The sequence below is a fragment of the Flavobacterium sp. Arc3 genome (assembly GCF_041431375.1).
Classification (GTDB): Bacteria; Bacteroidota; Bacteroidia; order Flavobacteriales; family Flavobacteriaceae; genus Flavobacterium.
The window spans coordinates 55466-76443 of record NZ_JASMRI010000012.1; the positions used below are offsets into that span (position 1 = coordinate 55466).

General features: G+C 34.4%; 20 protein-coding genes and 4 tRNA genes. 23 read left to right on the forward strand and 1 reads right to left on the reverse strand.

Annotation, left to right across the window (positions count from 1 at the left end; translation table 11 throughout):
• The first annotated feature begins 44 nt into the window (after positions 1–44).
• The 7 genes from QO200_RS10610 (at position 45) to QO200_RS10640 (ending at position 10576) form a co-directional block, all read left to right on the forward strand.
• Positions 45–3179 carry a SusC/RagA family TonB-linked outer membrane protein gene (locus QO200_RS10610; RefSeq protein ID WP_371539640.1) on the forward strand — a complete coding sequence of 1045 codons (3135 nt, stop codon included), beginning with the start codon at positions 45–47 and terminating at the stop codon, positions 3177–3179.
• Positions 3180–3190: 11 nt separating this feature from the next.
• Positions 3191–4624: a RagB/SusD family nutrient uptake outer membrane protein gene (locus tag QO200_RS10615; RefSeq protein WP_371539642.1), complete on the forward strand. Its 1434-nt coding sequence runs from the start codon at positions 3191–3193 to the stop codon at positions 4622–4624.
• A gap of 165 nt (positions 4625–4789) precedes the next feature.
• Positions 4790–6739, forward strand: coding sequence for a putative porin (locus QO200_RS10620; protein ID WP_371539645.1), 1950 nt, complete (start codon positions 4790–4792; stop codon positions 6737–6739).
• A gap of 241 nt (positions 6740–6980) precedes the next feature.
• Complete coding sequence (locus QO200_RS10625) at positions 6981–8342, forward strand: pyridoxal-phosphate dependent enzyme (protein WP_371539647.1); 1362 nt, start codon at positions 6981–6983, stop codon at positions 8340–8342.
• 95 nt (positions 8343–8437) lie between these two features.
• On the forward strand, positions 8438–8920 hold the full coding sequence (locus QO200_RS10630) for a 3'-5' exonuclease (RefSeq protein ID WP_371539650.1): 483 nt from the start codon (positions 8438–8440) through the stop codon (positions 8918–8920).
• A 74-nt stretch (positions 8921–8994) separates the two neighbouring features.
• Positions 8995–10263, forward strand: a complete 1269-nt coding sequence (locus QO200_RS10635) for a DUF2851 family protein (RefSeq protein WP_371539652.1) — start codon at positions 8995–8997, stop codon at positions 10261–10263.
• 73 nt (positions 10264–10336) lie between these two features.
• On the forward strand, positions 10337–10576 hold the full coding sequence (locus QO200_RS10640; protein WP_074721373.1) for a PspC family transcriptional regulator: 240 nt from the start codon (positions 10337–10339) through the stop codon (positions 10574–10576).
• A gap of 83 nt (positions 10577–10659) precedes the next feature.
• Here the strand turns inward: QO200_RS10640 and QO200_RS10645 are convergent, their stop codons facing one another.
• Positions 10660–12111, reverse strand: coding sequence for an amino acid permease (locus QO200_RS10645; protein ID WP_091084251.1), 1452 nt, complete (start codon positions 12109–12111; stop codon positions 10660–10662).
• Between the two features lie 307 nt (positions 12112–12418).
• Here QO200_RS10645 and QO200_RS10650 point away from each other — a divergent pair, with 307 nt between their 5' ends.
• From QO200_RS10650 to rplL, 16 genes are all read left to right on the forward strand, one after another.
• Entirely contained in the window at positions 12419–13303 is an 885-nt protein-coding gene (locus tag QO200_RS10650) for a ComEA family DNA-binding protein (protein WP_371539654.1), read from the forward strand.
• A 17-nt stretch (positions 13304–13320) separates the two neighbouring features.
• Positions 13321–14463: an acyl-CoA dehydrogenase family protein gene (locus tag QO200_RS10655; protein WP_371539656.1), complete on the forward strand. Its 1143-nt coding sequence runs from the start codon at positions 13321–13323 to the stop codon at positions 14461–14463.
• 151 nt (positions 14464–14614) lie between these two features.
• Positions 14615–14809 carry a 30S ribosomal protein S21 gene (rpsU, locus tag QO200_RS10660; RefSeq protein WP_007137807.1) on the forward strand — a complete coding sequence of 65 codons (195 nt, stop codon included), beginning with the start codon at positions 14615–14617 and terminating at the stop codon, positions 14807–14809.
• A gap of 77 nt (positions 14810–14886) precedes the next feature.
• The gene (locus QO200_RS10665) at positions 14887–15780 is read left to right on the forward strand and encodes a tyrosine-type recombinase/integrase (RefSeq protein ID WP_371539659.1); all 894 of its coding nucleotides are present in this window, start codon (positions 14887–14889) and stop codon (positions 15778–15780) included.
• A 37-nt stretch (positions 15781–15817) separates the two neighbouring features.
• Complete coding sequence (gene hpf, locus QO200_RS10670; protein ID WP_091084255.1) at positions 15818–16120, forward strand: ribosome hibernation-promoting factor, HPF/YfiA family; 303 nt, start codon at positions 15818–15820, stop codon at positions 16118–16120.
• 91 nt (positions 16121–16211) lie between these two features.
• A tRNA-Thr gene (locus QO200_RS10675) sits at positions 16212–16285 on the forward strand.
• Between the two features lie 46 nt (positions 16286–16331).
• Positions 16332–16412, forward strand: a tRNA-Tyr gene (locus QO200_RS10680).
• A gap of 39 nt (positions 16413–16451) precedes the next feature.
• Positions 16452–16523, forward strand: a tRNA-Thr gene (locus tag QO200_RS10685).
• Between the two features lie 54 nt (positions 16524–16577).
• A complete protein-coding gene (tuf, locus tag QO200_RS10690) occupies positions 16578–17765 on the forward strand; it encodes an elongation factor Tu (protein WP_371539661.1) in 1188 nt (395 codons plus the stop codon).
• Between the two features lie 56 nt (positions 17766–17821).
• A tRNA-Trp gene (locus QO200_RS10695) sits at positions 17822–17892 on the forward strand.
• Between the two features lie 17 nt (positions 17893–17909).
• Positions 17910–18107: a preprotein translocase subunit SecE gene (gene secE, locus QO200_RS10700; RefSeq protein ID WP_074722026.1), complete on the forward strand. Its 198-nt coding sequence runs from the start codon at positions 17910–17912 to the stop codon at positions 18105–18107.
• A gap of 8 nt (positions 18108–18115) precedes the next feature.
• The gene (gene nusG / locus QO200_RS10705) at positions 18116–18667 is read left to right on the forward strand and encodes a transcription termination/antitermination protein NusG (RefSeq protein WP_074722024.1); all 552 of its coding nucleotides are present in this window, start codon (positions 18116–18118) and stop codon (positions 18665–18667) included.
• Positions 18668–18734: 67 nt separating this feature from the next.
• On the forward strand, positions 18735–19172 hold the full coding sequence (gene rplK, locus QO200_RS10710) for a 50S ribosomal protein L11 (protein ID WP_074721359.1): 438 nt from the start codon (positions 18735–18737) through the stop codon (positions 19170–19172).
• 13 nt (positions 19173–19185) lie between these two features.
• Positions 19186–19875, forward strand: a complete 690-nt coding sequence (gene rplA, locus QO200_RS10715; protein WP_371539665.1) for a 50S ribosomal protein L1 — start codon at positions 19186–19188, stop codon at positions 19873–19875.
• Between the two features lie 22 nt (positions 19876–19897).
• Positions 19898–20404, forward strand: a complete 507-nt coding sequence (gene rplJ, locus QO200_RS10720) for a 50S ribosomal protein L10 (RefSeq protein ID WP_371539668.1) — start codon at positions 19898–19900, stop codon at positions 20402–20404.
• 91 nt (positions 20405–20495) lie between these two features.
• Positions 20496–20864: a 50S ribosomal protein L7/L12 gene (rplL, locus tag QO200_RS10725; RefSeq protein WP_091084267.1), complete on the forward strand. Its 369-nt coding sequence runs from the start codon at positions 20496–20498 to the stop codon at positions 20862–20864.
• Positions 20865–20978: the final 114 nt, after the last annotated feature.

A 20978-nucleotide genomic window follows, 5' to 3' on the forward strand; every position in this document is an offset into this window, starting at 1 on the left:
ATATATTTAAGATTTTTGTCTTAACTAATTCAAAATATTTAAATATGAGATCAAAATTCAAATGGATTTTAATGCTTTTGACAGTGTTAAGTTTCCAATTTTCTTTTGCACAAGAAAAAACAATTTCGGGGGTAGTAACAGATAACTCAGGACCATTACCAGGTGTGAATGTAATTGTTAAAGGTACGACAAGAGGAGTCCAAACTGACTTTGATGGAAAGTATTCTCTAAAAGTAAATACTGGAGATGTACTAGTGTTTTCTTTTATTGGAATGGATGATAAATCGGTTACAGTAGGTGCTTCAAACAGAGTGAGTGTATCTTTGCAATCAAATGCTAAATCATTAGATGAGGTAGTTATCGTAGCTTATGGTAAGCAAACGGCAAAATCCATTGTAGGTTCAGTAGCAACAATTGACAGTGATGTACTATTAAAGCAACAAGCGACAAATGTTATGACAGCTTTGCAAGGTAGTGTTTCGGGTGTTAATATAATTGCTGCAGGTGGAATGCCAGGTGAAAGCCCTACAATACGTATTCGTGGTACAGGTTCTATAAATGCTTCGTCATCTCCATTAATTATATTAGATGGAGCTCCTTTCAATGGTAATTTAAATGCGATAAGCTCTGACCAAATTGAATCGATGAGTGTGTTGAAAGATGCGTCTTCAACTGCGTTGTATGGGTCTAGAGGTGCAAATGGTGTTATTCTTATCACGACAAAAAGAGGTAAGTTTAATAGTGCTCCAAAAGTTTCGTTGACTTCAACTATAGGTTTTGCTGATAATGCTGTTCCATTACATAAAATGGTTGGTTCAGATAGATACATGCGATTGAACTGGGAAGCTATGAAAAATACGAATCAGTATATCAACGGTCAAAACGCCACTACAGCTGGTTCTAATGCATCAAGTGGTTTGATACCTAGATTAGGTTATAATCCTTATACAGTTGCTACTCCAGTAGATGCTAATGGAAATTTGGTTACTACTAATAAAAAGTGGGATACAAATTGGGCAGATTTAATGCTAAATAACTCGGCTGTTAGAACAGAACATACATTGGCAATATCTGCTGGTAGTGAAGATACTAAGTATTATTTTACTACAAATTACCTTTCACAAGAAGGAAATGTAACTACTTCTAAATTTGACAGGTTAAATACTCGACTTAGTATTGATACTAAAGTCAACGATTGGTTGAAGAGTGGTGTGACAATGTTTTATTCAACGTCAGATCAAAACTTTCCATCTCAAAGTGGAACGAGTTACCAAAGTGCTATTCAGTTTATTTATAATGTGCCATCAATCTATCCAGTTTATAGAAGAGATGGAAATGGAGATTTATTGTTAGATGGGAATGGGCAAAAGTCATTTGATTACGGTGCTAATACAGGGCAATTGTTAAACGCAAACCGTCCAGTGTTTGATAATGAAAATGCATATGGTTCATTATTTAAGTATGATATAGGTTACAAAAGAGATAATTATACTGCCAATACTTATTTAGAAGCAGCAATTACAGAAGGTCTTTCATTTAAAACTACTATAGCTTTTGAAAAGTACTTATATGATTCATTCACATATGCAAGTAGTGAAGTAGGATATGCATCAAATGTACAAGGTAGAGTTACTCAAAATAGAAACATTACTAGTGGAGTAAATGTTACTAATGCATTGAATTATAAAAAGACATTCGGAGATCATACTTTCGGAGCAGATTTGATTCAAGAGGCTTACCAATTTAAGATTGATGCTTTAGGTGCTCAAGGAGAAGGATTTTTACCAGGGGTTGCCGTTTTAAATGGAAGTACAACTCCATCGTCTGTTTCAGGATATACTGCAAAAGATAGACTATCTAGTTATTTAGGTCGTTTAAGTTATGATTACAAAGAGAAATATTTCTTAGAAGGATCATTTCGTAGAGACGGTTCTTCTAGATTTAGTTCTGATGTTAGATGGGGTAGTTTCTATGCAGTTGGGGGATCTTGGTTAGTATCTGAAGAAAACTTCTTAAAGGATAGTAATTTTATTTCTGAATTAAAACTAAGAGGATCTTATGGAGAGTTAGGTAACAATCAAACTCAAGATGCTGATGGGAACCCATCATACTTTCCTTACATACAGTCTTTTGAAACTGGTTACAATGAATTAACTAATACAGGAGTTGTACTTGGAAGTGCAGTTGATAGAAATTTAACATGGGAAAAGACAGCTTCAACAGATATAGGGTTGGACTTCGGATTGTTTAATAATAGAATTACAGGTTCAGTTGATTACTACAATAAAAAGTCAATCGACTTAATTTATAATCAACCAGTTGCAGGTTCTACTGGGAATACTGGAATTCTTACTAATGTAGGAGCATTAAGAAATTATGGATGGGAATTCTCTTTGAATTCAACAAACATTCTAAACCCTACATTTACATGGACTACTAGTCTTAACTTGTCAATGGATAAAAATGAAATTGCTGAATTGACTCAGGCGAGTTTTATCAATGGTACTAAAAGATGGGAAGTTGGTAGATCATTATATGAATTTTATATTCAAGAATGGGCAGGAGTAGATTCAGCTGATGGATACGGAATGTGGTATAAAGACATCCTAGATGCAAATGGAGATAAAACGGGTCAAAAAGAAACTACTAAAGTTTATACTGAAGCTTCTAGAAATTATTCTGACAAGTCATCTTTACCTAAAGCAATAGGTGGATTAACAAATTACTTTAAATATAAAAATTTAGATTTAAATATTTTGTTCAATTTTAGTTATGGTGCATACGTTTATGACAGTACTTATGCGAGTTTAATGGAAGGATTTGAATCTCCAGGAAGAGCTGCTCATCAAGATATCGAAAATCGTTGGCAGAAGCCAGGTGATATCACAGATACACCATTGTTGTTAACTTCAAATAATGACTTCAATGCCACTTCAAGTAGATTCTTATTCAAGAATAATTATGTAAGATTGAAAGCTTTAAACTTTGGATATACTTTCCCATCGGGTATGGTTGAAAAAATGAATCTAAGTAAACTTAGGTTGTACTTGCAAGGTGATAATCTATGGACTTATCAATCTCATAAAGGTATTGATCCTGAGCAAAGTTTTGCTGGTACTACTGATAGTAGATCATACAATCAAAGAGTTATTTCTTTTGGTGTTAATTTAGAATTTTAAAAAAAAAAAATATGAAAAATATAATTATAAAAATATTCATAGCTTTTATGGCTTTGTTTATGACTGTAAGTTGTAGTGAAGAGTTTCTAGATGAACCTGCACCTACAGATACTGTTTCACCAGAGGTTGTATACGGATCTAGAGAAGGTGTTGAGGCATTTATATCTGGTATAATGAGGAGATTTAGAGGGCAGTATGATTCTACGGATTCCGCAGGTTTAAATTCAATGTTCTATGCTAGAAGTTTAAAAGGTAATGATATAATTCAATCTAGTACTTGGTTTAGAGATGATTATGCAAATCAAAACCGTGAGCCTACTTATAGAAGAACACGTTTCACATGGAATTACTGCTTTTATATGATTAATCAAGCTAATTCTTTAATTGCAGGGGTAGAAGCTAGTGGTCTAAGTGTTGCAGATAAAAAAGAATTATCAGCTTATGGATATGCTTTAAGAGGGTTCTTTTATCATCAATTAGTTTTGGAATTTTGTCCTACTTATTCATTAGATAAAACTTTTCCAGCTCCACCAATTTATACAGAGTCGGCTTCGTCAGGTAAAGCAATGTCTACAGTTGATGAAGTTTACAAATTAATTGTTTCTGATTTAACAAAAGCGGTTGATGGTTTAACAGCAGACCGTTTAGGAAAGTCATATATCAATAAAAATGTAGCACAAGGAATACTAGCGCAAGTTTATCAAGTAATGGGTAATTGGCAGGGTGCTGCCGACGCGGCAAATGCTGCGTATGGAGGTAATGTTGCTGCAGTTTTAAACGCAGCAAATTACAGAGCAGGTTTTGATGATATTTCTAATGTAGAATGGATTTGGGGTAGTGCACAAAGTACTGATCAATCTAATTATTATTGGAATGCTCCTGCATCTATGGCTGATCATTTTACTACTTCGTACTCGGCTACATACATTAACAGAGATTTTGTTAGTTTATTTTCTGCGACTGATGTCAGAGCATATTTTGTTAAGAAAAGTGCTCTTATTACAGATCTTAATGATTATAGATATTGGATTACTCGTAAATTTACTTTTACATTTGCAGGTGATAATGCCATTATGAGAACTCCTGAAATGATCTTAATTGAAGCTGAAGCAAAAGCAAGAATAGCAGGAAAAGAAACTGAGGCACATAACTTACTTTATTTATTGCAAAAAAATAGAGATGTTAATGCTGTTAAATCTACTAATACAGGAAGTGCTTTAATCGATGAAATTTTAGTTGAAAGAAGAAAAGAACTTTATGCTGAAGTGGGAGTTGAATGGTTTGATGCTAAGCGACTACAAAGAGCAATTACAAGAACAGGTAACCATCGAGTAGGAACATCTGCAAATTTGACGAAGAATGATAAGAAGTTTTATCTTAAAATTCCTCAAGCAGAAATAGATGCTAATGAATTAATTGATGATTCTGTTAATGATAATAGATAATCAATAATATATTTATTTTGAACCCCCTCATTTTTTTTAAATTTGAGGGGGTTTTTTATTTTATTCATTATTGTGTCATGCACTATATTTTTTTATCCTTTTTATGATTTACCTTTGTCACACTTGTTCATAATTCAAAAACAGTATAATTATACCTTTATTTAAATGAGAATTCTTCTTTATATCTATATTATATTTCTTTCAGGATCTGTTTATTCGCAAGCAAGACCAGAACTTAAGGCTGATTCAAAAACGAGTAGTAGGGAGGGACTAGACTCTATCAAAGAAAACAAAACTGAAAAAGTGGCTACAATGGATATGTACCGTTTTATTTCTATAGAGCGCGATACTACTTATATTGATACTTCGCTCACCATTCAGAGAGAGTATAGTTTTAATTATTTGAGAAAAGATATTTTTGGACTCTTGCCTTTCGCTAATGAGGGACAAACTTATAATACGTTACAGTATAGTCTAACAGAGTTTTCTCCTTATCCAGAGTTTGGCTTCAAGGCAAAACATTTTAATTTCTTAGAAGCAAACCAGATTAGATATAGTTCAGTTGCAACTCCTGTTACTGAATTGTATTTTAAATCAGTAATGCAAAAAGGCCAGTCTTTAGATGCTTTTTTTACCGTTAATACTTCGCCAAGGCTTAATTTCTCAATAGCGTACAAAGGCTTACGATCTCAGGGAAATTATATCAATCAGTTGTCAAGTACAGGAAACTTTAGATTTACAACAAGCTATAATACCTTAAATAAGAGATATTTTGCCAACGCACATTTTACCTATCAGGATATCTTAAATGAGGAGAATGGTGGGATAACAACAGTTTCTGATTTTGAAAGCGAAAATACAGACTATGATAATCGAGAACGACTTGAGGTATACCTAACAGATGCTGAATCCTTTTTAAAAGGGAAACGAATATTCGTAGATCACTTTCTTAGAATAAATCCTAAAAAAGGAGATAACAATTTATATGTAAGCCATCAATTTAATTATGAGAATAAATTTTTTGAGTACAATCAACCCACGATAGCTTCGACAGTAGGCTCTGAAACGATTTACAGATTTGGAGATTCTTATGTAACTAGCGGGATTAATGACCAGACACATTATAACAAAATGTATAATAAATTGGGCTTAATCTATGAAAATACAACATTGGGTAAGTTCCAGTTTTTTGCTGATGATTTCAGAAGTAATTATTACTACAGTCAAATATTAATAAGGGATGATAAAACAATTCCAGCGTCGTTAAGTAGAAATATAAATAGTGCGGGAGGTCAATACGAGTACCAAAAAAAGAATTGGAATGGGAAATTCTTGTATTCAAGATCAGTAACGAATCAATCCTTATCTAATTTAGAGGCTAAATTAAATTATGAGTTAAATGACGATTACCAATTTTCTTTTGGATATCAAAACTTGAATAAGTTACCAAATGATAATTACAATTTATACCAAAGTAGCTATGTGAGTTACAACTGGTCTAATAATTTTAAGAATGAAAAAATAAACTCGATCACGGCTAATGCAACGACTCCTTGGGTAGAAGCATCAGTACAGTTTATGACCTTAGATGATCATCTTTATTTTGAAGACACTGCCACAGATGAAAGTCAGCAAATTGTTAGTCCAAATCAATATGGGAATACTATAAATTATGTTTCTATTAAAGCAAGTAAAGAAATAAAATTTGGTCGATTTGCGCTTGATAATACCCTTTTATATCAAAAAGTGAGTCAGCAGGATGCAATCCTAAATGTTCCTGAAATTGTGACCAGAAATACTATTTATTACACTAATCACTTGTTCAAAAAAGCCTTGTTTTTACAAACAGGGGTTACTTTGAATTATTTTACAAATTATTTTGCCAATGATTATAATCCAGTAATTGGCGAGTTCTTTATTCAAAATAAAAAAGAAATTGGAAATTATCCAACCCTAGACTTTTTTGTCAATGCTCGAATTCAAAGAACCAGGATTTATGTAAAAGCAGAGCATTTTAACTCTTCTCTTACAGGAAATAATTTCTACTCCGCTCCTAATAATCCGTATCGAGATTTCATGATTCGTTTTGGGCTAATTTGGAATTTCTTTAATTAATCATTTTGATTTTCTCTTAGTTTTATAGCATTTCTTATTCTTCGGAATACATTGCTTTCATTGGCTAGACCATAATTGAGTAAAGTATCTTGCGTAAATTAAATTCACTGAAATTGTATTTGAATAAAAGTTCAGGAAGTAATGACGAACGCAATTTTGCAGAAGCAGGAATGTTTTCTAACAAAATACTATCTTTGCAAAAGTATTTATAACAAATTACAATCTTAAAAATTACAATTAAATGCAATACGCAGAAAATATACTAGGTACAATAGGTGATACACCATTAGTGAAGTTAAATAAAGTCACTGAAGGAATAGATGCATTAGTGCTTGCTAAAGTAGAAACTTTTAATCCCGGTAATTCTGTAAAAGACAGAATGGCGGTAAAAATGATTCAAGATGCTGAGGCTGACGGTAGACTAAAACCAGGAGGAACTATTATTGAAGGAACTTCAGGAAATACAGGAATGGGATTGGCTTTGGTAGCTATTATAAAAGGATATAAATTAATTTGTGTTATCTCTGATAAACAATCGAAAGAGAAAATGGATATCCTTCGTGCTGTTGGAGCAAAAGTAGTAGTATGTCCTACTGATGTTGAGCCTACAGATCCCCGTTCTTATTACTCTGTTTCTAAAAGGTTAGCAGCTGAAACTCCAAATTCTTGGTATGTAAATCAATACGACAATCCATCGAATGCGTTGGCACATTACGAGCAAACGGGACCTGAAATTTGGGAGCAAACAGAAGGTAAGATTACTCATTTTGTATCTGGTGTTGGTACGGGAGGAACAATTTCTGGTGTTGGAAAATACCTTAAAGAGAAAAATCCAAATATCAAGATTTGGGGAATTGATACTTACGGTTCTGTATTTAAAAAATACCATGAAACAGGGATTTTTGATGAAAACGAGATTTATTCTTATATAACAGAAGGAATTGGAGAAGATATTTTACCATTGAATGTAGATTTTTCTTTAATTGATGGATTTACTAAAGTAACGGATAAAGATGCTGCAGTATACACGCGAAAAATTGCTCTTGAAGAAGGGATTTTTGTTGGTAATTCTGCGGGAGCGGCGATAAAAGGATTATTACAACTAAAGGAGCATTTCAAACCAGAAGATGTTGTTGTTGTTTTATTTCATGATTCAGGAAGCCGTTACGTAGGGAAGATGTTTAATGACGATTGGATGCGCGAGCGTGGATTTCTTGAAGAGGAAATTACAAAAGCAGAAGATGTAATCAAAGACCATATAGACAAGCCTTTAATTCTGGCCCGTACTGAAGAATTAGTTTCGCATGCTATCGAAAGAATGCGTAAATATAAAATTTCGCAAATACCAGTAATGGATATTACTGGGTTTGTAGGTTCTCTGGATGAGTCTGACTTATTCCAAAGTTACGTGCAAGATAAAAATTCAGCCGAAAGACCAATTCGTGAGATCATGGGGAATCCTTACCCTATCGTGCAGCTGGGAACGACAATTGAAGAAGTTTCTAAATTGTTTACTAGAGAAAATGCAGCAGTATTGATCGACTTAGGGAATGGAAGACACCACATTATTACAAAATATGACATTATAGGTTCTATTAAATAATTTTTAGTTCAGATAATTACAGTGTATTAGACCACGGAATCGACGAATTAAGTTCGTTAAATCCGTGGTTTTTTAGCAACAATAAATAAAACAAAATGACCTTCACAGCAATAGATTTTGAAACAGCAACTGCATTTCACCCGTGTTCAGTGGGTATAGTGACTGTAGAAAATGGAGTAATAGTAGACGAGTTTGTTAGTTTGATTAAACCGCCAAACAATCTGTACTCTCCTTTTACAATTCAAGTACATGGAATTTATCCAAGGGATACAGTGAATGCAAAGTCATTTACGCAAGTATTTCCTGAAATCCAAAAACGACTACAGAACAGAGTCGTTGTCGCACACAATGAAAGCTTTGACAGGAATGTACTGGCCAAGTCTATGGCGCTTCATGGCTTAAGTTATGAGGATTTGAATTTATCGGCTCGCTGGGAATGCACTGTGAAAATATACAAAGCCAAAGGTTTGAAGCCAACAAAACTTAGTGACTGCTGTAGAACAATGAATATTCAATTGAATCACCATGAAGCTTTATCAGATGCTCGGGCTTGTGCCAAATTGTATTTATTAAGATAGTTATCAAAAATTAATTGGAAGTACAAGTTGTTCGTTTTTTCATTACTTTAGTCTCTTAACTACAAGGTCTTACGATGAAAGAAGATTTTCTCCATTACCTCTGGAAATTCAAGAAGTTTGATACGATTAATTTGAAAACTTCAAATAATGAGGCAATTACTATTGCCAGTGTGGGTCAGTATCTGGAATTAGCAGGTCCTGATTTTTTCAATGCTCAAATTACAATAGGTGATCAAATGTGGGCTGGAAATGTCGAGATTCACTTAAAGTCTTCCGACTGGTATGTGCATCATCATGAAAGAGATGCGGCATACGAAAACGTAATTCTACATGTAGTTTGGGAACACGATACAGAAATCTACAGAAAGAATAATACAGAAATTCCTGTTTTGGAGCTTAAGAAATACGTTGACCGGGATACCATAGCTAACTATCAGTCACTGATGTCTCCAAAGGCTTGGGTTTTCTGCGAAAAGCAGTTAGCAAGTATACCTTCCTTTGTTCTAAAAAACTGGCAGGAGCGCTTGTTTTTTGAACGATTAGAAAGAAAGTCCAAACCTATTTTTGAGCTGCTGCAACAAACCAATAATGATTGGGAAGCAGTATTGTTTTGTTTGTTGGCTAAAAACTTCGGACTGAATACGAACGGGGAAATCTTTCTAAAAGTAGCGACTTCTATTCCGTTTTCAATTATAAGAAAAGAAAGTTTTGAGGTCGAGAATCTAGAAAGTTTACTCTTTGGTAGTGCAGGACTATTAGACGTTGAAAAGGAGGATAATTATTTTAAAGATTTAAAATTTAGGTATTATTATTTATTGCATAAATACCAAATTGAAAAATGTAGTTCTAATCCCGTTCAGTTTTTTAAGCATCGCCCCGATAATTTCCCCACAATACGACTCTCGCAATTAGCAAATTTGTATCATAGTAACCAAAATCTATTTTCACAAATAAACGAGATTACTTCTGCTAAGGCGATCTACGATCTTTTTCAGGTTTCAGTTTCTTCTTATTGGCAGGACCATTATCAATTTGATAAGGAAAGCGCAAAGAAGAAGAAAATGCTATCAAAGTCATTTATAGATTTGATTATTGTAAATACCTTAATGCCAATTCAATTTGCCTATGCTAAAAGTAGGGGAGAGGAGATTGCAGAGGATTTGATTCAATTACTAAATGAAGTCGCGCCAGAGAAGAATGCTATTGTAGATAAATTTAGGTCCTTTGGAGTGAAGTCAGTAAGCGCTTTTGAGACGCAAGCAATGTTACAGCTAAAGAACGAGTACTGTTCTAAGAGCAAATGTTTAGAATGTGCTATCGGTATGGAGTTGATGAAAGCGTAATGATTTTTCTCTTCTTTTATTTCGAGAAAAAATAATAGTGTACTTTTGTAAAATAGAATATAAAACTAATGCAATGGGACAAAGTGTACCTAGAATAATAAAGCTTAAGTATTTTTTTGAAAAGTATGGCTTCCACGTATCATCGCGGCTGGCAGATAGTTTAGGAATGAGGGTAACAAGCGTAAGGCTGTTCTTTATTTATATATCGTTTGTAACTGTAGGATTATGGTTTGGAGTTTATTTGACGCTAGCCTTTTGGATTAGGCTAAAGGATTTGATTCGTGCGAAGAGAACTTCTGTATTTGACTTGTAAAAAAACTTGAAATAGTTATAAATAAAAAGGGATGATAAAGTGTTTAAATACTTTATCATCCCTTTTTTTATATTAGAATAAATCTATTTGTCTGGATTATTTAATTTACTGTGTTTTTTACCGTAAACAAAATACAGAGCGACACCAATTGCCATCCAAAGAACTAATCGAATCCAACTTTCATAAGGTAGAGAGTACATTAAGTAAGTACAAACTAAAACTCCTGCAATAGGTACGTAAGGAACGAATGGAGTTTTGAAAGACCTAGGAGCATCTGGCATCTTTTTACGCATTACTAACACACCAATACATACTAATACAAAAGCAAGTAAAGTTCCAATACTTACCATGTGTCCTAGATCGCTTACCGGTACGAAACCAGCAAATAAACTAACGAATACCATGAAGAAAAGGTTCGTTTTATAAGGAGTACGGAATTTTGAGTGGATTTGTCCAAATAAAGGAGGTAAAAGTCCATCTTTACTCATAGTGTAGAAAACACGACTTTGTCCCATTAACATCACAAGCATTACAGAAGTATACCCCGCTAAAATAGCGACAATTAATCCTGTTTGAAGGAAAGAATATCCAGTTACTGCAAATGCTGTCGCAGCAGGTTTTGCATCACCAACAAATTTGTAATAAGGTACTAGACCAGTCATAACGTGTGCAAACAACACATATAATATCGTACAGATAACTAATGAGCCTAAAATACCAATTGGCATCCCTTTTTGAGGGTTTTTAGCTTCTTGTGCGGCAGTTGAAACGGCGTCAAAACCAATGAAGGCAAAGAAGACTGTTCCGGCTCCAGCTGCAATTCCAGACCAACCAAATTGACCTTTAATACCAGTATTTTCAGGAATATATGGGGAGTAATTTGCAGGGTCTATATAGTCCCAGCCTAAAACAATAAACATAATTACAACAATAACTTTAAGTACAACTAATATATTATTTATGGAAGCAGACTCTTGAGTTCCTCTTATTAATAATAATGATAGTGCAGATACTATTAAGATAGCTGGTAGATTGATGTAGCCGCCATCTATAATGGTACCGTCACCTAATGTTAAGGTTTCCCAGGGCGAACATATAAATTTTGGGTTTAGATGGACACCGTATTTATTCAATAATTCTAGTAAGTATCTCGACCAGCTGACCCCAACGGTTGCGGCTCCCAAAGCATATTCAAGAACTAAATCCCAACCAATAATCCAAGCCATAAATTCCCCCATAGTGGCATAGGAATACGTATAAGCGCTACCTGCAACGGGTATCATCGAAGCAAATTCAGCATAGCATAATCCTGCAAAGGCACATCCTATGGCTGCTAAAACAAATGAAAGTGTAACTGCCGGTCCAGCATGTTCGGCAGCAGCAATTCCAGTTAAGGAAAATAAGCCCGCTCCGATAATTGCACCAACTCCTAGAGCAACCAGAGATCGTGAAGATAAAGTTCTTTTTAATCCTTTTTCATCTTCTGATGCTTCATTTAATAAAACCGAAAGTGGTTTTGTTTTCCAAATTGACATATATTTATTAGTTTTAGTATTAATAGCGCTCAAATGTATTATTTATTTTATAAAAAATAAAAGTTATTGTGTAAATTAATAGGGAAAAAAAATTGTAGCAATACTTTTATTTATATTGGTTTTTTAAGCTAATTGATTAATGAATTATTTGGACAGTAATTAAGTGCTGATATTTAGATTATTATTATTATTATTGTGAAGTGTATTTCGAAAAATATTTTCTAAATTTAGATTTTAAAACAGGGTGTAGTTAATTTTTAAAAGCGATGAAAATAATCAAAATTCCTTTACATTTATTTTGTTTAAAATGTGTTTGAGAGGCGTAAGGAGTTATTTTGCGTTTTCCGCAGAACAGCGTACTGGTATTGTGATATTGTTTGCAATAATAATCGTCTTGCAGTCAGTTTATTTTTTTGTTGATTTTAATGAAACTCAATCAGTTTCTCCAAATAAACAAAAGTGGCTAGCGATGCAATCTGAAATAGATGCCTTAAAAGAATCAAATCTAAAATATAGTGCTAAGATATATCCGTTTAATCCTAATTTTATAAGCGATTATAAAGGATATAAACTTGGGATGTCTGTTTCTGAGATTGATCGTCTATTAGCATATAGAAAAGAAAATAAATATGTGAACTCTGCTAAAGAATTTCAAGCAGTTACAAAGGTCTCTGATTCTTTGTTAAACGTCATAGCACCTTATTTTAAATTTCCGGATTGGGTAAAAAGCAAGTTAGGAAATAAGGGCTATGTTAAATATGAAAACAAACCTTTCGCTAAAAAAGAAATACTATCTTTATTAGATATTAACGGAGCAACGCAAGAAGACCTGGTCAAAGTATATGGAATAGGAGAAGTGATTTCATTGCGAATTATAAAGCTAAAAGAAAGTCTTGGAGGATTTGTATCTATGGAACAAATGCATGACGTGTGGGGACTGTCTCCTGAAGTCATCGCGAATCTCAATTCCCATTTTAAAGTATATGCGTTGCCTGTGGTGCATAAAATTGACATAAACAACGCCTCTTTAAAAGAAATTTCGCAATTCTCCTACTTTAGATACGCTCTTGCAAAAGAAATTGTGACCTATAGGAGTATGAACGGAGATATTAAGAATGTTGAGGATTTAATAAAAATTAAGGGCTTTCCTGTTGAAAAAGCCAACATAATTGCCTTATATTTGGACTTTTAAAATAAAAAACCATTACGATGAACTTTGATTACAACGAAACGCAGTCTATGATTGCACAGTCTATAAGGGATTTTGCCGAAAAGAACATTAGGCCCTATATAATGGAATGGGATGAAGCACAGATTTTTCCAGTTCAGTTATTTAAAAAATTAGGTGAAATGGGTTTTATGGGGGTTTTAGTCCCGCAGGACCTAGGTGGATCTGGACTAGGATATCACGAATATATTACTATTGTTGAAGAAATTTCAAAAGTAGATCCTTCTATAGGATTGTCGGTTGCGGCACATAACTCATTATGTACAAATCATATTTTGACTTTTGGTAGTGAGGAGCAAAAGAAAAGGTGGATTCCCAAATTGGCTACAGCTGAGCACATTGGTGCCTGGGGATTAACGGAGCACAATACAGGTTCTGATGCAGGGGGAATGAATACTACTGCTAAAAGAGACGGAGATCACTGGGTAGTTAATGGAGCTAAGAATTTCATTACTCATGCTATTTCAGGTGATATAGCTGTAGTAATAGTTCGTACTGGTGAAAAAGGTGATTCAAGAGGAATGACTGCTTTTGTATTCGAAAAAGGAATGCCTGGATTTACATCTGGTAAAAAAGAAAATAAGTTAGGGATGCGTGCCAGTGAAACGGCAGAGTTGATTTTTGATAACTGTAGAATTCCAGATGCTAATAGATTAGGTGAAGTTGGGCAAGGTTTTATACAAGCGATGAAGGTATTGGATGGCGGTAGAATTTCTATCGGTGCATTGTCTTTGGGTATTGCGAAAGGGGCTTATGAAGCTGCTTTGAAATATTCGAAAGAAAGACATCAATTTGGTAAGCCAATAAGTGAATTTCAGGGAATTTCATTCAAGCTAGCTGATATGGCTACTGAGATTGAAGCATCTGAGTTATTGTTGCATAAAGCGGCTTTTCTAAAGCAACAACACAAGCCGGTGACTACTATGGGTGCTATGGCTAAAATGTTCTCGTCAGAAGTTTGTGTGCGCGTAGCGAATGAAGCAGTTCAAATCCATGGTGGTTACGGATATACTAAGGATTACCCTGTAGAGAAGTTTTATAGAGATTCTAAGCTATGTACTATTGGAGAGGGTACTACTGAAATTCAAAAAGTAGTAATTTCTAGAAATTTGTTGAAAGAGTAATTTTAAGAGAGTAAAAAAATAAGAGAGAGCCAAGAAATGAGAAATTGTTACTTGGCTTTTTTTTATCTTTATAAAATAAATCATAATTCGTGACCCATAAGTCAAAATAATAACTACTTTTGCACACTTAACGAAAGGGGGTGTCAAAATTATGTTAATTATACCAATTAAAGACGGAGAAAATATAGATAGAGCATTAAAGCGCTATAAAAGAAAATTTGATAAAACAGGAACTGTTCGTCAGTTAAGAGCACGTACTGCTTTTATTAAGCCTTCTGTGAAAAATAGAATTAAAGTTCAGAAAGCAGCTTATATTCAAAACATGAAAGACAACTTAGAAAACTAAGTAATTTCTTTTTTACAATAAATGCCGTTAGTCATTAAAGTTTTTTAACTTTGATGCTAACGGTTTTTTTATTTTATATGGTGACTACTATAGATGCATTTCGGGATTATCTACAAAAGGAGAAAAAATATTCTCCACATACCGTAAGTGCTTATCTGAATGATATAATAAGCTTTCAGACGTTTAATACTACCAATTTTGATCAAGAGGACATAGAACAAGTAAATTACGGCCAAATTAGAAGTTGGATTGTGTCACTTGTGGATGCTGGTATTTCAAATGTTTCAGTTAATAGAAAGATTGCTTCCTTAAAGGCTTTTTATAAGTTTCTATTAAGGATAAAAGAAATACAGCTTAGTCCGTTGTTGAAACATAAGGCATTAAAAACTGCTAAATCACTTCAAATTCCGTTTTCTGAGAAAGAAGTAGCGAAGGTGCTGGATGGTCTGCAGGATCCTGTAGGTTTTGAAGAGGTTAGGAATAAATTAATTATAGACTTATTCTATACGACTGGAATAAGGCGAACGGAACTGATTCATTTGAAAATTAGTGATATTAGTTTTGCTAACGGCACGATAAAGGTTCTTGGTAAAAGAAATAAAGAAAGGATTTTGCCTATTTTGCCTATTGTAGTGGAGCAGTTGTCCTTGTATATTCGTGAGAGGTCTCATGTAGAAAGTATTAGGGATTTTGATTGTCTTTTTATTGCAAAAAAAGGGTTAAAATTAAATGAATCCTTTGTGTATCGGTTAATAAATTCTTACTTTAGTCCTGTCTCTGAAAAAGTAAAAAAAAGTCCGCATATTTTACGACATACATTTGCGACTCATTTATTAAATAACGGAGCCGATTTAAATTCAGTGAAAGAATTGTTAGGACATTCCAGTTTAGCTTCAACGCAGGTTTATACGCACAATAGTTTAGCAGAGCTTAAGAAAGTATATGAAGAAGCGCATCCAAGGAATAAGTAATAGTTCGAAAAATGTTTAACCATTAAAAAAATTGATTATGAAGGTAAATGTTCACGCAGTTAACTTTGCTGTTGACGGAAAATTAGTAGGTTATGTTCAAGAGAGAATGGATAAATTGGAGAAGTACTACGATAAGGTGGTTTCTGCAGATGTCTATTTAAAAGTTGAGAAGACAAGTGATAAGGAGAATAAGGTTGCTGAGGTGAAGATGAATGTCCCTGGTGATGATTTTATGGTGAAAAAACAATGCAAAACATTTGAGGAAGCTATCGAGTTGTCGGCTGAATCTTTGGAGAGATTGCTGGTAAAAAGGAAAGAAAAAATAAGAACATATATTTAATCGAAAATTTTTTTGAAAAAATGTTTTGAATGAGAGATAAAATCTATACATTTGCAGTCCGTTAGAAATAGCGGACTTTTTTATTGAATTTGCCAGCGTAGCTCAGTTGGCTAGAGCAGCTGATTTGTAATCAGCAGGTCGTGGGTTCGAGTCCCTCCGCCGGCTCAAAATAAAACTGAGGTTTTTAAAATTTGAAATAAGATAAAAAAGAGGGGAGATACTCAAGCGGCCAACGAGGGCAGACTGTAAATCTGCTGTGTAAACTTCGCAGGTTCGAATCCTGCTCTCCCCACAATTTTAGATTTTAAATCTAAAAGGAAAAAAAAACTCTGCCGGTGTAGCTCAGGGGTAGAGTGCTTCCTTGGTAAGGAAGAGGTCTCGGGTTCAATTCCCGACATTGGCTCAAGTAAGTAAGAGATTGAAATTAAATATATAAATAGATTAAAAATTAAGTAAAATGGCAAAAGAAACCTTTAACCGTAACAAGCCCCACTTAAACATTGGTACAATTGGGCACGTGGATCACGGAAAAACTACATTAACTGCAGCGATAACTAAAGTGTTATCTGATGCAGGTTACTGTCAAGCAAAATCATTTGATCAAATTGATAATGCTCCAGAAGAAAAAGAAAGAGGTATTACAATTAATACATCACACGTTGAGTATGAAACTGCTAATCGTCATTACGCTCACGTTGACTGTCCAGGTCACGCGGATTACGTAAAGAACATGGTTACTGGTGCTGCTCAAATGGATGGTGCTATTCTTGTTGTAGCTGCAACTGACGGACCTATGCCACAAACACGTGAGCATATCCTTTTAGGACGTCAAGTTGGTATTCCTAGAATGGTTGTATTCATGAATAAAGTGGATATGGTTGATGATGAGGAATTGTTAGAACTTGTTGAAATGGAAATTAGAGACTTATTGTCTTTCTATGAATATGATGGAGATAATTGTCCAGTTGTTCAAGGATCGGCTTTAGGAGGATTGAATAATGATCCAGCGTGGGTACCAAAAATCATCGAATTGATGGCAGCGGTTGATGCGTGGATTGAAGAGCCAGTACGTGATACTGACAAACCTTTCTTGATGCCAGTTGAGGATGTGTTTACAATTACTGGTCGTGGAACTGTTGCTACAGGTCGTATCGAAACAGGGATTGCTAATACAGGAGATGCTGTTGAAATCATTGGTATGGGAGCTGAAAAATTAACTTCTACTATTACAGGAGTTGAGATGTTCCGTAAAATCCTTGATAGAGGTGAAGCTGGAGATAACGTAGGTTTACTTTTAAGAGGTGTTGATAAAGAATCTATTAAAAGAGGAATGGTTATCATTAAGCCAGGATCAGTTAAACCACACGCTACATTTAAAGCTGAGGTTTATATCTTGAAAAAAGAAGAAGGTGGTCGTCATACACCATTCCATAATAACTACCGTCCACAGTTCTACGTACGTACAACTGATGTAACAGGTGTTATTACTTTACCAGAAGGTGTAGAGATGGTTATGCCTGGAGATAACTTAACAATCAATGTTGCTTTGTTAAGCCCAATCGCTATGAATGTTGGATTACGTTTTGCTATCCGTGAAGGTGGTAGAACTGTAGGTGCAGGTCAGGTAACTGAGATTGTAGCATAATTCTATAAATAATTATAAAACCAGCAACGCTTTAAGTTGTTGCTGGTTTTTAACAAACGGGCGTAGTTCAAGGGTAGAATAGCGGTCTCCAAAACCGTTGATGGGGGTTCGAATCCCTCCGCCCGTGCAAAAAAATATATCATAATGGCAAAAATAATTAATTACATATCAGAATCATTTGAGGAATTAAAGTCAAATATGACTTGGCCAGAGTGGCCTGAGGTGCAACGTCTAACGATTGTTGTTGCTATTTTCTCAGTTTTATTCGCTTTGGCAACATGGGGAGTAGATGAGTTTTTTGCGAAAGCATTAGCTGGATTTTTTAATTGGATAAAAGCCTAATTTTTGTGATGACAGATAATAATCTAAAAAAGTGGTATGTTGTTCGTGCGGTAAGTGGACAAGAGAATAAGGTGAAAGCTTATATAGAAAACGAAATTTCTAGATTAGAGATGGGTGACTATGTTTCTCAAGTTTTAGTTCCGACGGAAAAAGTAGTAACTGTAAAAGATGGAAAGAAATTAATCAAGGATAAAGTTTATTTTCCTGGTTATGTCATGATAGAAGCAAATCTGATTGGTGAGATACCTCATATTATAAAAGGTATTACTAGTGTTATTGGTTTTTTAGGTGAAACTAAAGGTGGAGAACCAGTGCCATTGAGACTTTCAGAAGTAAATAGAATGCTAGGTAAAGTGGATGAGTTAGCGGTAAATGCAGATACTCGTTCGATACCTTTCAATTTAGGTGAGACTATTAAGGTTATTGATGGACCTTTCAACGGTTTCAATGGTACGGTTGAAAAAATTAATGAAGAAAAGCGTAAGCTAGAAGTAATGGTTAAAATTTTCGGAAGAAAAACTCCATTAGAATTAGGGTTTATGCAAGTTGAAAAAGTATAATATTTTGTTACATATAATATCCATTACAATCGCTTCCTAATGATTGTAGTGTTAAATTTTTTAAAAAATGGCTAAAGAAATTAGTAAAGTAGTTAAACTACAAGTTAAGGGAGGTGCTGCGAATCCATCGCCACCGGTTGGACCTGCTTTAGGAGCTGCTGGTGTAAACATCATGGAGTTCTGTAAGCAATTCAATGCTAGAACTCAAGATAAAGCCGGCAAAATATGCCCAGTACAAATTACTGTGTATAAAGACAAATCATTCGAATTTGTTGTTAAAACTCCGCCTGCAGCTGTTCAGTTATTGGAAGCTGCGAAGCTAAAATCTGGTTCTGGTGAGCCTAATCGTAAAAAAGTAGCTAGTGTTACTTGGGAACAAATTAGAGCTATTGCTGAAGACAAAATGCCTGACTTAAATGCGTTCACTACGGAGTCTGCAATGAGTATGGTTGCTGGAACAGCTAGATCTATGGGTATAACTGTATCAGGAGACGCTCCTTTTTAATTAAAAGAAAGACATGGCAAAATTGACAAAAAAGCAAAAAGAGGCTGCTTCAAAAATTGAAAAAAACAGAATGTATTCTTTGAAAGATGCTGCGGCATTAATTAAAGTTGTTGCATCTGCAAAATTTGATGAGTCTGTTGATATCGCGGTACGTTTGGGTGTAGATCCAAGAAAAGCGAATCAAATGGTTAGAGGTGTGGTAACATTACCTCATGGAACTGGTAAAGATGTTAAAGTATTAGCATTGGTTACTCCGGATAAAGAGGCGGAAGCTAAAGAAGCTGGAGCAGACTATGTAGGTCTTGACGAGTATTTACAAAAAATTAAAGATGGTTGGACGGATGTTGATGTTATCATCACTATGCCAAGCGTTATGGGTAAATTAGGTCCATTAGGTCGTATTTTAGGACCTAGAGGTTTAATGCCAAACCCTAAGACAGGTACTGTAACTATGGATGTTGCAAAAGCTGTTGCAGAGGTTAAAGCTGGTAAAATCGATTTCAAAGTTGATAAAACTGGTATTGTACATGCAGGAATTGGTAAAGTTTCTTTTGGAGCTGAGCAAATTGTTGACAATGCACACGAAATTATTCAAACATTAATCAAACTTAAGCCAACTGCTGCTAAAGGTGTATATATCAAAAGTATCTACCTTACAAGCACTATGAGTCCTGCTATTGCATTAGACCCAAAAGCAGTATAATTGGTAGTTAATAATTTTTAGTATGACTAGAGAAGAAAAATCAATCGGGATTGAAGATTTAACTGCACAGTTAGCTGGTACAAATATTGTTTACGTAGCAGATATTTCTGGATTAAATGCAGATACAACTTCAAAGTTGAGAAGAGCTTGCTATAAAGCAGGTATTAAATTAGAGGTTATAAAAAACACTTTGCTTGTAAAAGCAATGGAAGCCTCGGCTAATGATTATGGTGAGTTGCCAACAGTATTGACTGGTAATAGTGCTATATTCATTTCAGAGGTAGCAAATGGACCAGGTAAGATAATTAAAGATTTCCGTAAAAAATCGGCTAAGCCAGTTTTAAAAGGAGCTTATATCAATGCTGAGGTTTATATTGGAGATGATCAATTAGATGCGTTAGCAACTATCAAATCTAAAGAAGAACTTATTGGTGAACTTATTGGATTGCTTCAAGCACCAGCACAAAGAGTTATTTCTGCACTTCAAAACCAATTCGCTAAAGAAGAGGTTGCTGAAACTGAAGCATAATAAAAACAGAGTAAAACTCGATTTTTATTATTTACAATGCGCACAATAAACAAAATATAATTTTACAAATCATTTTAAAACGATAGAAAAAATGGCAGATTTGAAACAATTCGCAGAACAATTAGTTAATTTAACTGTAAAAGAAGTTAACGAATTAGCAACAATATTGAAAGATGAGTACGGAATCGAGCCAGCTGCTGCAGCTGTAGTAGTTTCTGGTGGTGGTGAAGGTGCTGCTGAAGAAGTACAAACAGAATTTACAGTTGTATTAAAAGAAGCTGGTGCTTCTAAATTAGCAGTTGTGAAAATGGTAAAAGAACTTACAGGTTTAGGTTTGAAAGAAGCTAAAGATGTAGTTGATAGTGCTCCATCAAACGTTAAAGAAGGTGTAACTAAAGATGAAGCAGAAGCTTTGAAAAAATCTTTAGAAGAAGCTGGAGCTGTTGTTGAGCTTAAATAGTTAAACACAGTTTAGGAATTAGGTTTAGGTCTTGGATACACATCCAAAGACCTAAACCATTTTTCGTATAACAAAAGTCTGTCTTATTTATTGAATAATAAGTTGTGATAGCAA